12 protein-coding genes are annotated in these 14,173 nt (G+C 65.7%); 3 read left to right on the top strand and 9 right to left on the bottom strand.

The window, feature by feature from the left end:
* Positions 1 to 25: 25 nt before the first annotated feature.
* The 5 genes from D3260_RS10740 to D3260_RS10760 all read right to left on the bottom strand — a co-directional run bounded on the left by D3260_RS10740 (position 26) and on the right by D3260_RS10760 (position 4,131).
* The gene (locus D3260_RS10740; RefSeq protein WP_120098598.1) at positions 26 to 805 is read right to left on the bottom strand and encodes a ferredoxin--NADP reductase; all 780 of its coding nucleotides are present in this window, start codon (positions 803 to 805) and stop codon (positions 26 to 28) included.
* A gap of 73 nt (positions 806 to 878) precedes the next feature.
* Positions 879 to 1,568 (bottom strand): SMC-Scp complex subunit ScpB, encoded by a 690-nt coding sequence (gene scpB / locus D3260_RS10745; protein WP_120098599.1) that lies wholly within the window; start codon positions 1,566 to 1,568, stop codon positions 879 to 881.
* Positions 1,568 to 2,386 carry a ScpA family protein gene (locus D3260_RS10750; protein WP_233544031.1) on the bottom strand — a complete coding sequence of 273 codons (819 nt, stop codon included), beginning with the start codon at positions 2,384 to 2,386 and terminating at the stop codon, positions 1,568 to 1,570. The genes scpB and D3260_RS10750 overlap by 1 nt, the downstream gene beginning before the upstream one ends.
* Before the next feature lie 23 nt (positions 2,387 to 2,409).
* Complete coding sequence (gene trpS / locus D3260_RS10755; RefSeq protein WP_120098601.1) at positions 2,410 to 3,423, bottom strand: tryptophan--tRNA ligase; 1,014 nt, start codon at positions 3,421 to 3,423, stop codon at positions 2,410 to 2,412.
* 72 nt (positions 3,424 to 3,495) lie between these two features.
* Entirely contained in the window at positions 3,496 to 4,131 is a 636-nt protein-coding gene (locus D3260_RS10760; protein WP_120098669.1) for an L-threonylcarbamoyladenylate synthase, read from the bottom strand.
* Positions 4,132 to 4,226: 95 nt separating this feature from the next.
* On the opposite strand from D3260_RS10760, the gene D3260_RS10765 reads away from it, so the two are divergent.
* Together D3260_RS10765 and D3260_RS10770 are read left to right on the top strand one after the other, a co-directional pair.
* Positions 4,227 to 4,526 (top strand): YciI family protein, encoded by a 300-nt coding sequence (locus D3260_RS10765; protein WP_120098602.1) that lies wholly within the window; start codon positions 4,227 to 4,229, stop codon positions 4,524 to 4,526.
* 238 nt (positions 4,527 to 4,764) lie between these two features.
* Positions 4,765 to 5,031, top strand: coding sequence for a BolA family transcriptional regulator (locus tag D3260_RS10770; RefSeq protein ID WP_120098603.1), 267 nt, complete (start codon positions 4,765 to 4,767; stop codon positions 5,029 to 5,031).
* Positions 5,032 to 5,359: 328 nt separating this feature from the next.
* Here D3260_RS10770 and D3260_RS10775 read toward each other — a convergent pair whose 3' ends face one another.
* From D3260_RS10775 to smc, 4 genes are all read right to left on the bottom strand, one after another.
* Positions 5,360 to 5,767: a hypothetical protein gene (locus tag D3260_RS10775; RefSeq protein ID WP_120098604.1), complete on the bottom strand. Its 408-nt coding sequence runs from the start codon at positions 5,765 to 5,767 to the stop codon at positions 5,360 to 5,362.
* Between the two features lie 384 nt (positions 5,768 to 6,151).
* Positions 6,152 to 8,266, bottom strand: a complete 2,115-nt coding sequence (gene ligA, locus D3260_RS10785) for an NAD-dependent DNA ligase LigA (protein ID WP_120098606.1) — start codon at positions 8,264 to 8,266, stop codon at positions 6,152 to 6,154.
* Between the two features lie 215 nt (positions 8,267 to 8,481).
* A complete protein-coding gene (gene zipA / locus D3260_RS10790) occupies positions 8,482 to 9,435 on the bottom strand; it encodes a cell division protein ZipA (protein ID WP_120098607.1) in 954 nt (317 codons plus the stop codon).
* Positions 9,436 to 9,501: 66 nt separating this feature from the next.
* The gene (smc, locus tag D3260_RS10795; RefSeq protein WP_147418176.1) at positions 9,502 to 13,032 is read right to left on the bottom strand and encodes a chromosome segregation protein SMC; all 3,531 of its coding nucleotides are present in this window, start codon (positions 13,030 to 13,032) and stop codon (positions 9,502 to 9,504) included.
* Positions 13,033 to 13,747: 715 nt separating this feature from the next.
* On the opposite strand from smc, the gene queF reads away from it, so the two are divergent.
* On the top strand, positions 13,748 to 14,137 hold the full coding sequence (gene queF / locus D3260_RS10800) for a preQ(1) synthase (protein WP_120098670.1): 390 nt from the start codon (positions 13,748 to 13,750) through the stop codon (positions 14,135 to 14,137).
* Positions 14,138 to 14,173 lie beyond the last annotated feature (36 nt).

Genomic DNA, 14,173 nt, shown 5'->3' on the forward strand with positions numbered 1-14,173 from the left:
CAACCTCACTCGCTTGTTATCGGGACTACTTCTCGACGAAGGCGCGTTCGATGACGTATTCGCCCGGCGCGCCGATATGCGGCGACACGGTGAAACCGCGATCATCGAGCAGCTTAGCCGTGTCGTCGAGCATCGCCGGGCTACCGCAGATCATGGCCCGGTCGTGGGCCGGATCCAGATCCTCGATGCCGAGATCCGCTGTCATCCGCCCGTTGTCCAACAGCGTCGTCAACCGCCCCTCATGCTTGAACGGTTCACGCGAGACCACCGGGTAATACAACAGCCGGCCGGAAATCAGCTCGCCGAGCAGGTCGTCTTCGGGTAGATCGTGGCTCAGGAGCGTGTCGTAGGCCAGATCGTTCTTGTAGCGCACACCGTGTACGACGATAACCCGGTCGAACCGTTCATAGGTCTCGGGATCGCGCACGATCGACAGGAACGGCGCCAGCCCGGTCCCGGTCGACAGCAGATACAGGTTGCGTCCCGGGTGAAGATCCGAGATCAGCAGCGTCCCGGTCGGCTTGGTGGACACGAACACTTCGTCATCCACGGCCAGATGCTGCAACCGCGAGGTAAGCGGGCCGTCCGGCACCTTGATCGAGAAGAACTCGAGGTGCTCCTCGTAATTGGCCGAGACGATACTGTAGGCCCGAAGAAGCGGCTTGCCGTTGTCCTGCGTCAGCCCGATCATCACGAACTGGCCGTTTTCGAAGCGAAGCGAGGCATCGCGCGTGGTGGTGAACGAGAACAGGGAATCGTTCCAGTGCTTCACGCTCAGCACGCGCTCGGTGTTCAGTGCTGCCATGACAATCCTTCGTGAAGGGCGCGCCGCGCCCGGCAAGTAACTCGGTCGCGCGTATCTTGCGGGGCGCGACACATTATTCCAAGGGGCGGTCGCCCGGGGCGCCGGTATCGGGCGCCTCATCGGCCGGCTGCTCGTTTGCCGCCGCACTCGTCTGCGGGGCCGCCGACGAGGCGCCGAGACGCGCGATCGCGGCTTCCAGCGCCTCGGCATCCTTGATTTCGGGAAGTCGCGGCAGATCGGCCAGACGCGACACGCCGAAATCATCCAGGAATCGCGGCGTGGTCGCATAGAGCGCCGGCCGACCCGGCACTTCGCGATGACCGATCACCTTGATCCACTCGTATTCGGACAGGGTCTTGATGATCTGGGTCGAGACCGAGACGCCGCGGATCGCCTCGATATCGGAGCGCGCCAACGGCTGGCGATAGACGATGATCGCCAGGGTTTCGAGTACCGCACGCGAAAGCTTCGGTGGCTTGTCGGCCCACAGACGCGCCACCAGATCGGCATGTTCGGCCCGAACCTGCAGCCGCCAGCCGCTGGCCACCGAGACCACTTCGGCGGCCGACGCCGCATAACGCGTGGCCAGTACGTCCAGTGCCGCGCGCACACTCGCCCGATCGACATGCTCATCGGTTTCGATGAGCGCGACGAGCCGGTCGACCGCCAGTGGGCCATGCGCGACCTGGAGCAGCGCCTCGACGGCGGTGACCACACGCGACGAGACTGGGTCGTGATCCGTACGGGTGTCGGATTCGTCCATCACACGGCTCCGACCGGGGCCGCACGGCGCAACGCGACCGGCGCATAGGGCTCGGCCTGCTCGATGGCGATCAACGATTCCCGGGCGAGCTCGAGAACCGCCAGAAACGAGACCACGACGCCGAGTCGGCCCTCGTCGATCGCCAACAGCGCCGGAAAGGAGGTGCGCGCGCCGGGCGCGAGCTTGTCCAGAATTCGTGTCATGTGTTCGCGCACGGTCAGCGTTTCGCGGGAGATGACATGCTCGGTATTGAGCTCTGCTCGGGCCAGGACATCATGCAGAGCACCGAGCAGCGCCTTGAGATCCGCATCGGGCATTGGCTTGTCCACCGCTACGGCCGGCGCGGCCAGACGGACCGGTGTCAGATCGCGGCCGACTCGGGGCACCTCATCCAGGCCCTGGGCGGCCTCCTTGAACTGCTCGTATTCGGCCAGACGGCGGACCAGCTCGGCGCGCGGGTCCTCGCCCTCCTCGGCCTCGTCGGTGGTCGTTCGCGGCAACAGCATCCGCGACTTGATCTCGGCCAGCATCGCAGCCATCAGAAGATATTCACCGGCCAGCTCGATGGCCATTTCCTCCATCAACTCGATGTAGGCCATGTATTGCTGGGTGATCGTGAACACCGGTATATCGAGAATATCGAGATTCTGGCGTCGAATCAGATAGAGCAGCAGATCCAGCGGCCCTTCGAAGGCCTCGAGAAAGACGCGTAGCGCGTCCGGCGGGATATACAGATCCGACGGCAGTTCGCCGTAGGGCTCGCCGGCGACCCGCGCCGGCGCTGCCTCCGCCGCGACCGGCGTATCCGCTTCGTTCACGATCCGCGTATGCCCGGTTCGACTCAGACCGCGGGCAGGAAGCCCGTGGCCTCGTAGGCGGCATCCAGCGTTGGCTGGGCGCGCTGACGGGCTGCGGTCGCCCCCCGTGCCAGGATGGCGTCGAGCCCGGCCCGATCGGCCGCGAACGTGGCATAACGTGCCTGCAAGGGTTCGAGAAATGCCACCACGGCATCGGCGAGATCACCCTTGAGGGCGCCGTAGCCGGCACCGGCGTAGTCGCGCTCGAGGTCGGGGATCGGGCGATCGGTCACAGCCGAGAGGATCGAAAGCAGATTGGACACCCCGGGTTTGCCCTCCGGGTCGAATCGCACTTCGCCATCGGAATCGGTCACGGCACGCTTGATCTTCTTGATCACTTTCTTGGGCGGATCAAGCAGCTTGATGACGTTGGCCTCGACATCGTCGGACTTGCTCATCTTGGCAGTCGGCTCGCCCAGGCTCATGACGCGCGCCCCGACCTCGGGAATGAACGGCTCGGGCACCGTGAACACGTCGCGCTGCGCGCGCTGATTGAAGCGTTCCGCCAGATTGCGCGCCAGTTCCAGATGCTGTTTCTGGTCGTTACCCACCGGCACTTCATCGGCCTGATAGAGCAGGATGTCAGCCGCCATCAACACCGGGTAGTCGAAAAGACCGGCGTTGATGTTATCGACGTTCTTCGCTGACTTGTCCTTGAACTGGGTCATCCGGTTGAGCTCGCCCATGGCGGTATGACAGTTCAACAGCCAGGAGAGCTGCGCATGAGCCGGCACGTGTGACTGTACGAACAGCGTGGCGTTATCCGGATCGATACCGGCGGCCAGATACAGACAGAGAAATTCATGACAACGATCACGCAGCGACGCCGGTTCCTGGCGCACCGTGATTGCATGCATGTCCACAAGTGCGAACAGGCAGTCGTGCGTCGACTGCATGTTGACCCAGTGCTTCAACGCGCCGATGTAATTGCCGAGCGTGAGTGCACCGGAGGGCTGGATGCCGGACAGCACCACCGGGCGCGGGTTGGCCTCTGACACGCGACTGACTCCCTGTTCAGAACTGGATTCGATCGCCGAGAGTATACGCGAGGCGTCACCCGCTTCGGAGCCCTACGCCGACGGCGCCTCCAGGCCAATGGCCTCGGCGCTGCCCTTGCCCTGGCGCAGTATTTCCGGCGGATCCTGGGTCAGATCCACGATTGTGCTCGGGTCGACGCCAGTCGCACCGCCATCGAGCACCAGATCGATCTGCCGATCGAAGACCTCGCGTACTTCGAATGCCTCCGACAGATTGCGCCCGTCGTCGCTCATCGCCGTCACCGACAGAAACGGTTCGCCCAGCGTGTCGGCGAGCGCGCGGGCGACCGGATGGGCCGGCACGCGGATCCCGATCGTCTTGCGCTTGGGATGGGCCAGCCAGTTGGGTACCTGCCTGGAGGCCGGCAGTACGAAAGTGTAGGCGCCGGGAGTGGCCGCCTTGAGCAGGCGAAAGCTCGTGTTCTCGACCTTCGCATACTGGGCGATCTCGGATAGATCGCGGCACACGAGCGTGAAGAAATGCTGCTGGTCGAGATCACGAATCCAGCGAATGCGCTGCATCGCTCCCTTGTTGCCCATCGCACAGGCCAGCCCGTAGGACGAGTCCGTCGGGTATGCGATCACGGCACCGCTGCGCAGCGCCGCGGCTGCCTGGGCGATACGACGCGGCTGCGGTGTCTCGGCGTGGACGTGGATCAGATCAGCCATGAGCCGAGTATAGCGCGGCATGGCCGATGACGTGCGGAATACGGCAGACTACGCCCAGATACATGCCGCAGCGATGCTGCCCCGGAGGTCTGCCAATGGAATATTTCGCTATCGTGTCCTTCGACGTCGCCGAGAGTGATACCGGTCGTGCCAAGGCGCGCGACGAGCATCGCCAGCGCCTGGAGGATCTCAAGGCCGAGGACCGACTGCTCACGGCCGGTCCGTTGCCCCGCACCGATGCCTATGGCCGCATCGTCGAGGGTTTTCAGGGCAGCATCATCATCGCGGCCTTCGACAGTCTGGAATCCGCACGCCAGTGGGCGACCGTCGATCCGTACAATGCCGAAGGCGTGTACATGGAAACGAGCGTCTACCCGTACAAGAAGGTCTTCTAGGACGTGTCGTCATGAGATAAGGCGTCGCGTGGGCCTCGATGCGGTGGCCATATTCCGGCCCTGAACCCGCGGCGTGCTTGGCGTTGCGTTATCAAGTGATCATGATCAACCGGCGTCGTTTCAAACGGCGTCGACCGATCCGCCACCGCCGGTCCGAGAGTACAGGCCGCGCACCGAACGATTGGACGGCCGCGCTTCGTCCCGACCACAGTCCTGAACGCATTGAAAGGTTTTTTGCATGAGCGATCGCATCCCGCGCATCCGTGCCGCCATTCGACAGCATCTCGAAACCGAGGACATCGCCATCCGCGATGACAGCCATCTGCATGCCGGCCACGCCGGGGCCAAGACCGGTCTGGGTCACTATCACGTGACGGTGCGAAGCGCACACTTCGACGGCACGTCCCTGATCGCCCGGCACCGCATGATCTATAGCGCGCTCGGCGATCTGATGCAGACCGATATCCACGCCTTGTCGATTCGCGCCCTGAGCAGCGACGAATAGACGACAACGACGCCGCGTTCGCGCACGACTCGCTTCCAGTCGGCATGCGCGAACGGGGCCGTCATCGCGCCGCGCATCGCCACGGATTCTCGATCCGGCCGAGGCGCTGCCGCGGCGCGGCATCTCGGGCCCGGCGTGGCTCGTGTCCGCCGCCGCCCCGGCACATGCCATTGCGTCGCGTGTCTCATCCCGAGTCGGCACCGACCGCGATACGCGATCAAATACGCCCTGCCGGTTTCGTGATCGGCGCTGGCCGGTCAGTCACCCGACCGCTTTCGCCGCGGCATACGCCCGACGGCAACCAGCGCGCGGCGAACAGCCCCTGGTATCAACCGTTGGCCGACAGAAACGTCTCGATCGCCTCCGCATCGAGCCGTTCGATATGCAACGTGGTGGCATGCACGGGCTGGCCGGCCCCATCGGCTTTGCGCCGCAGGATCACGAGCGGTTGATAGGCATCGAATTCGGCCTCGTGGAACGCGACTCGCGGGTCGTGTTCCACGGCCCCCGGGGCATAGATTCCGCATTTGGCAACGGCCAGTTCGCTGTCGCCGGCCACGCGATATTCACGCGCCCCGAGCCTCGCGGCCGCTGCCTGAAAAGCCGGCGCCAGTGACGCCTCGATCAAGGCCCAGGCCCGATCGGACATCGCCTCACGTCGTTCGGCCAGACGGTCGTTGGCCCCCTGCCGGGACTGTACTTCGTCGGTCGTCACCTCGAGCCAGCTTCGCGCCACCGTGTCTTGCCTCACTCGGAAATCGAGGCGTTAGACTAAGATGTCGGGCCTATCCCGGCAAGCACGCCGCTCATCCCGCTTTGGGCGAGCGGGCCCGCGAACGTGATTGCTGTTCGGACGGTGAAACAGGCGCCGGCGTGTCTGGCGCACAGGCGCGGCCCACCCGGTCGGCCGCGCTTGTGAATGTCGCCAGATCGGCACGACGGGTCGATGGATCGGATGCGCCGCTTGCATCGTGTCGCAATGTCTCCAGACGCTGGCCTGCGTTGTCGAGCGCAGCCTGACAGCTGGCCTCGCCTACCGGGCCCGTCAGTGTGGCGCTGCAGCCGGCGCTGACGACGGTCGCTGCGAGCAGCATCGCCACACGGCCACACAAATGTCCGTTCATGATCCCTGCCCTTCATGCTCGGCCAGGAGCGCGGCCAGCCCCGGCTCGTCGAGGATCGCCACGCCCAGCTTTTCGGCCTTGTCACGCTTGCTGCCGGCTGACTCCCCGGCGACCACATAGTCTGTTTTCCTGGACACACTGCCGGTCACGCGGGCGCCGAGCGCCTCGAGCCGCTCGCCAGCCTGTTCGCGGGTCATCGTCTCGAGGCTGCCGGTCAGCACGAACGTAGTCCCGGCCAGAGGCTGTGGGGTATCGTCGACATCCACCACAGGCCAGTGCACGCCGACCGCGATAAGCGCATCGATGACTGACAGGTTGCGACTTTCGGTGAAGAAGTCGGCGATGCAGTGGGCCACACGACTGCCGACACCGGGCACGGCCTGCAGACCTTCTGCCGTCATCAGGCGCTCGCGCGCGGCCTTGTTGTCAGGGTGTTGCGCCAGCGCTTGGCCCTCACGCTCAAGATAGGCGCTCGCCTCGGCGCGCAGTGCGTCGAGCGTGGCGAAATGCTGGGCCAGATCGCGTGCCATGGTCTGGCCGACTTCGCGTATCCCGAGCGCGAAGATGAACCGCTCGAGCGTGGTGTCCTTCGCCGACTCGATCGAGGCCAGTAGATTGGCGACCGATTTCTCGCCGTAGCCGTCGCGTTCGACCAGGGCCGCGCGATGCGCGTGCAGGCCAAAAACATCGGCCGGGGTTTCCAGCAGCCCTTCAGCCACGAACGCCTCGATCTGGCGATCGCCGAGGCCTTCGATATCCAGCGCGTTGCGCGAGGCAAAATGCTTGAGCGACTCACGACGCTGGGCCGCACACACCAGCCCCCCGGTACAGCGCGCCACGGCCTCGCCTTCCACGCGCTCGACCGCCGAACCACAAACCGGACATGCGCTCGGCAACGCGATCGGCTGTGCATCCGCGCCCCGTTCTGCGACTTCCTTGACCTCGGGAATCACATCGCCGGCCCGCCGCACGACGACCGTATCGCCGACACGCACGTCCTTGCGCGCGATTTCGTCCATGTTGTGCAAGGTGGCGTTGGATACGGTCACGCCACCAACGAAGACGGGTTCGAGCTTGGCGACCGGGGTCAACGCCCCGGTACGTCCGACCTGGAATTCCACGGCGTTGAGCCGAGTGGTGGTCTCTTCGGCCGGAAACTTGCGGGCGATCGCCCAGCGCGGCGCCCGGGCAACGAAACCGAGCTCGTCGCGACTGGCGCGATCGTCGACCTTGAACACACAGCCGTCGATCTCGACGTCGAGTTCGGCCCGGCGGGCCGCCATCGCGTCATAGTATTCACGACATCCCGCCAGCCCCTCGACGCGATCGACATACGGGCTGATCGAGAATTGCCAGTCCGCGAGCAGCTGCAGCTGGGCATGCAGACTATCCGGCAGCTCGATGCCTACGGCCTGGCCGATCCCGTAGCCCATGAAGGCCAGCGGGCGCGTGGCTGTCACGCGGGAGTCGAGCTGGCGCAGGCTGCCGGCCGCGGCATTGCGCGGATTCACGAACGGCTTGGTACCTTCTCTTTCAAGACGCGCATTGAGTTCGTTGAACCGCGACCGGGCCAGGACCACCTCGCCGCGGATTTCGATGACCCCGGGCGGACGTTCGGCGGGCAGTCGCAACGGCAGGTTGCGAATCGTACGCGCGTTGGCGGTGATGTCCTCGCCGGTCAGTCCGTCGCCGCGCGTGGTGGCCCGCACCAGAACACCATCCTCGTAGCGCAGGTTCAGTGCCGTGCCGTCGAACTTGGGCTCGGCGCAATACGCCAGCCTGTCGCGCCCGGCACCTTCACGTGCCCGGCGATCGAACTCGGCCAGTTCGTCGTCGTCGAAACAATTGGCCAGCGAGAGCATCGGTATCGCGTGCTCGACCGAATCGAAGTATTCGGCCGGCGGCGCGCCGACGCGCTGGGTGGGCGAGTCGGCGGTGACCAGCCCCGGGTAATCGGCCTCCAGATCCACCAACGCACGGAACTGGCGGTCGTATTCGGCGTCGCTGACCGTCGGATCATCATCGACGTAATAGGCCCGCGACAGCGCGCCGAGCGACGCGGCCAGCTCTCGCGCGCGCTCGCGCACCTGCTCGGGGATCTCTTCTGCCATGACGTGCTAGGGCCTGTTGAGGTTTCGTGCAAGTCCGCGCCAAGCGCTGTATTGCCGTCGTGCTTTCGGGGCGCTTGTCCCTTTGGGTTGGGCCGCAAATCGCGCCCTGCGGCGTTGCGAGTCTGGATCGCGGCACGCCACGATCAGCAACTCGCGCCTTGCAGGACACGATTCGCGGTTTCCAACGCGGCGCTCGAACGAAACATCAACAGGCCCTAGCGACGGCTGACCAGACGTGCCCGCCGATCGATCTCGCTGATCTGATCGAGCATGAACTGGGCCGTCTGCGCCTTGAGCTGAGCCCGCTTGTCGTCGAGCACGGTGCCACCGAGCTGCGTGGTGATGCCGTGCGCGGTTTCCATCATGTCGTGCATCGCCGCTCGGCCCTCGAGCGGCCCGGGGACCAGGAGAAACATGGCGAGACCGGGCGTTTCCAGTGCCTCGGCTTCGGCCGGATGAAGCGTGCCGGGCTGGACCATGTTGGACACGGCGAAGACGGATTCCGTCATGCCACGGGTCTCGGTCGTGCGGTGATACATGTCATTGAGGCCGAACTTCAGGCCGAGCGCCGTCAGCGCCTCGTGGATCGCCGGTCCGGTATAACGCTGCTCGGCGCCGGCCGCGACGTAGAGGATGAACACCTCGGAGCCGGCCGCCGGCTGCGGCGCGACCATTTCGGTACGGGCCACGCCGTCGTCTGCAGCCCCCGGCGTCTCCAGGCCGCGCGTCGATGCGCCGTGTTCCTCGGCGGTATCCGGCTCGTCGTCGAACAGGCCGCGCGGGGCCTCGATCTCGCTCGACCGCACCTTCGCGCTACGGCGCGGCAGCGGCTCGGGTTCCGGCTCGGGCGGCGCCGGGCGACGGCGCACCGCGGTCGGCTGTGGCCGCAGGGCACGCGTGCGGTCGGCGCCGTCGTCTTCGACCGGTTCGGCGTGCTGATCGGCCCGGGCTGACGCCGCCGCCTTGCGGTCGGCCGGGGTCTCGCGGTTGATGGTCCGCACGCCCACGACGTAGGAATCCCCAGGTCCATCGGCACGCTCGTCGAGCGCTTCCTCGGGCTCGTCCATGTCGCGCCAGGGATCACTCGCTGCCTGACGACGCATGTAGACGTACACGCTCACGACGACGAGGACGACCAGAATCAGAAGCAGCCATTGCACGATAGACATACGCGGTGTGATGAAAATGAATGGGCCCTCGTGCCTGCCTTACCCCGAGCGATGCGGCATCGGACATCAACCGGCGAGATCGAGCGCGGCATCAATATCCACACTGACCAGACGCGACACGCCGGGCTCGGCCATGGTCACACCGTGCAACTGCTCGGCGAGCTCCATGGTCAGCTTATTATGCGTGATGACGATGAACTGCACCTGTGTCGACATCTTGCGCACCAGCTCACAGAAACGCGAGACGTTGGCATCGTCAAGCGGCGCATCGATCTCATCGAGCATACAGAACGGCGCCGGGTTCAATTCGAACAGCGCGAACAACAGTGCGACCGCCGTCAGGGCCTTCTCGCCGCCCGAGAGCATCTGGATGGAAGCATTGCGCTTGCCGGGCGGGCGTGCCATGACGCGCACACCGGTGGTCAGCCAGTCCTGCTCGGTCAGTGACAGCGCGGCCTCGCCGCCACCGAACAGCTGCGGAAACATCTCCGAGAACCGGCGATTGATCTGTTCGTAGGTCGTGCGGAAGCGCTCGCGCGTTTCCTTGTCGATGCGCGCGATCGCCGATTCAAGCGTCGTCAGCGCGTCGGTCAGATCGGCGTGCTGTTCGGCCAGGTAGCGCTCGCGCTCGGCTGCCTCATCGTATTCCTCGATGGCCGCGAGGTTGATTGCCCCGAGCCGGGCGATGCGCTGTTCAATGCGCTCGATCTCCCGCTGCCAGGCAGGCGGTGCAGCCTCGTCGGGCAGGCGTTCAATGATCGGGGCCGGCGCCTCGCCCAGCTCCGAGAGCTGCTCTACGACGCCCTGGCGACGCGTTGCGGCGGTCTCGACCGCGATACGCGCCTGACCGAGTGCCTCCTGCGTCTTCTCGACGTGCTGCTCGGCCTGCATGAGCGCTTTGCCGGCCTCGGCCAGCGTGGTATCCGTCGCCTCGTGTGCTTCGCGTGCGCTTCTCAGTTCGCGATCCGCGGTCGCACGGGCTTCGCGCGCCGCTTCGAGGTCAGCCGCGTCGTAGCCGGCGTCCTGGGCATTCTGCGGCGTCTCGGCATCGAAGCGGGCAATATCGTTCTTGACGCCATCGAAGGCGCTCTGGGTCTCGTCGAGCCGCAGTTTCAGGCTTTCGCGCCGGGTCGTCAGCTGCGACAGCGATTGATCGACATCGGCGAGCGCCCGCTCGGCCCCGGCCGCTGCCTGCCGTGCGTCATCGCGTTGCCGGCGGGCCTGGCCGAGGCGCGTGCGGGTCTGTTCGCGGGTTTCGGTATGGCGCGCGGCGTCGTCGGCCAGCGCGGCGGTACGCGATTCGGCCGCCTCGGCGGCTGCACGTGCCTCGGTCAGATGCTCGGCCAGCTCCGCAAGTTCGCTGTCCAACTCGGCGCGACGGGTTTGCGTCTGCTCTACACGCAGACGCTGTCCTTCCAGCTCGGCCTCGGCGGTTTCCAGCGCGCGCCGATGCTCGGCAATACGCCCCTCGCGTTCACGGCGCGATTCGTCCAGCACGCTCAGGGTCCGGTTTCCCTCCGCCACACGGTCCCGCTCGGCGGCGACGGTCTCTTCCAGCACGGCCACGCGTGCTGCGAGATCGTCGATACGCGTTTCACGCTCGAAGACCGCCTGCGCGCTCGTCTCGCGAGGCGGCGTCGTGATATGTCCCGCCCCGAGAACCGCCCCGTCCAGCGTCACGATGCGCTGGTGCGCCGACAGCGCCGATCGGGCAGCCGCCGCCGTGGCCCAGTCCGGTGCCACGAACACCGCGGCGGCGGCCCGCCGAACGGCGGCCGGCCCCTCGATACCGCCGGCCAGACATGCCAGTCCAGCCGGTGCGGCATCGTTTGAGCCGGCCGCGGCACCGGCGGTCGTATCGGCCGTGTCATCGACCAGCGTGATCCGCTCGTCCGGCCAGGTCGGCGCCCCACTGTCCGCGCTCGCGACGGTGTCCACGGCAAAGCCGCGCAGCAGATCGGCGAGCGCCGCCTCGGCCGCGTGTCGCCATTCGGTCGCGATGCGAACACGCCGGGCCACCCCCACCGGTGCACCGTGGCCCTGCGCAGCGAGCCATTCGGTGATGCCGGCATCGTCCTCGCGCAGCACGGCCTGTTGCATGGCGCGTTCGGCAGCAAGCTCGGCCTGGCGTTCGCCGTGCTCGGTTCGGGCTTCGGCCAGACGCTGGTCGCCGGCGTCGATTTCGAGGCGCAATGCGTCGTGGCGCGTCTGTTCGTCGGCCAGCGACGCCCGCTCTGCCTCGAGTGCAGCCTTCTGACGGGTGACTTCATCGGCCAGTTCAGTCAGACGCTCGGTCGCGATCTCCGGCAGCCCGTCTCGTTCCTGTTGCCGGCGCTGCTGGCGGTCGGCGAGCTTGTCCCGTTCGGCGGCTGCATATGATGCCCGGGTCTTCTCTGCCTCGAGCTGCTGGACCGGGTTGGCCTGTTGATTGTTGAGCTCATCCCAGGCTCGCTCGGCGGCCTCGGCCTCCGATTCCGCCATCTCGCGCGTTTCCAGCGCACTCTGGCGGGCCGCCTCGGCCGCCGCCCGCTCGGTACGGCGCGTCTCCTGTGTTTCGGCCAGTTCGACATCCTGCTGGCGATCCGCGTCGCGCCGAGCGCCCAGCGTCTCGAGGCGGTCGACCAGCGACTGGCGTTCGCGCTGTCGCATCTCCGAGACCTCACGCGCATGACGCATCGCTTGTTCAATGCGTCCGACACCGGCCTGCGCGTCGTAGAAGGCTGCCTGAGCCGTCTGGACGGTCTCACCGGCCGCCCGCTGGGTCTGTGTGGCTTCGTCGCGTTTATCCTGGGCTGCACGACGGGACGAGATCGCTTCGCGCAGCCGCGCCTCGACCTCGCGCAACGCGTTTTCAGCCTCGGTGACCTCGGTGCTTCTTTCCTGCCATTTGAGTGCCAGGAGCTCGGCGCGGAGCCGACGCTCGTCGGCCTTGAGTGTCTTGTACTTCTCGGCGTTGTCGGCCTGACGCTTCAAGGTCCCGAGCCGCGTGGTGATTTCGCCGATCAGATCATCGAGGCGGTCGAGGTTATCGCGCGTGTGGCGGATTCGGTTCTCGGTCTCCCGTCGTCGTTCCTTGTATTTGGAGATGCCGGCCGCTTCTTCGAGAACCTGGCGCATATCCTCCGGTTTGGCTTCGATCAGCCGATTGACCGCGCCCTGTTCGATGACCGCGTAGTTCGACCGGCCGCCCAGACCGGTCCCGAGGAACAGATCCACCACGTCACGCCGGCGTGCGCGCGTACCGTTGATGAAATACTTCGACGCGCCGTCGCGTGTCAGCTCGCGACGAACGCCGATTTCGGCAAACGCCGCGTACTGCCCACCGAGCTTGCCTTCGCTATTGTCGAACTTCAGCTCGACGGATGCTCGACCGACCGGCTTGCGTGCGTGCGAGCCGTTGAATATGACGTCTTCGAGCGCTTCACCACGAAGCTGGCGCGCACTCGATTCGCCAGTGACCCAGCGCACGGCATCGATCACATTCGACTTGCCGCAGCCGTTGGGTCCGACCACGCTCGTCAGATTCGAGGCCAGCGACAACGTCGTCGGATCGACGAAGGATTTGAAACCGGCGAGTTTGATGTGCGTCAGACGCATGACGTCTCGCGTGATGAACAACAAAACCAGGCCCGGTGCACCGCGCCCGTCGACGATCTGATCAACCGGCCCGTGCACGACCGGCGCGCTGAGGATTCAGGCGCGATATGACGCGCTCACCGACGCTCAGGGCGCCGCCGGGAACGCATCGATCGAGAATGCACCAGCGCCGATGGCAACGCCACGCGCCGCCGGCGCTGCGATATTCTGCACGCACGGCTCGTGGGAACACGTTTACCGCGAGGCGATCCCGAACCACGCGCACGATGCCGCAAAGCCTGGTCCCATGCCACCCCGCCGACGATGCCGTCTTGCGGCATGAGAACACAGCGACCCTGCGACCTGTTGAGATATCGTACGAGTCCGCGCCAAGCGCTGTTTTGCGGCAAGACGAGGCGTAGTGCGCGCCGTGCCGTTATTCTGCACCAGCAGGCGACAACGCTGTATTGCCGCAAAACAGCGCTTGTCCCCAAGGGTTGGGCCACAAATCCCGCCCTGCGGCGTTGCGAGCCTGAATCGTGGCACGCCACGATCGGTGACTCGCGTCTTGCCGGACACGAGTTGTGGCGCCAACGGGGCGCTCCCGCGAAACGTCGACCGGCCATAGTGTACCCTACGCGAGCTGGCGCCAGAGCTCGCGGCCGTGACAGCCATATCGCCCGTGCTGTCGACCGATCCGGCGTCCCTCATCCCCATCCTCTGCCGACGTTCGCTCATGTCTACCCAGCCAAGCCGTCAACTCGAGACATTCGACAACCCGACGCCCGAGCGGGATTACACCATCCGCATGCGGATTCCGGAATTCACCTGTCTTTGTCCCAAGACCGGACAACCGGATTTCGCCACGCTGCACCTGGAATACGTGCCGGAAACCACGTGCGTGGAATTGAAGTCGCTCAAGCTCTATATCTGGTCATTTCGCGATGAAGGCGCTTTCCACGAGGCCGTGACCAATCAGATGCTCTCAGACCTGGTTGCCGCCACCGCGCCGCGCTTCATGCGCCTGCGCGCCGAGTTCTGGGTTCGTGGCGGTATCGACACCACCGTGATCGCTGAACATCGTGCATCGGGCTGGCAGGCGCCGAGTCGCGTCGAACTGCCCTGACACTGAGCCGCTCTGCAGAGCCGGCGGCGAACGTCA

Source organism: Salinisphaera sp. Q1T1-3 (genome assembly GCF_003602005.1).
Lineage (GTDB): Bacteria > Pseudomonadota > Gammaproteobacteria > Nevskiales > Salinisphaeraceae > Salinisphaera.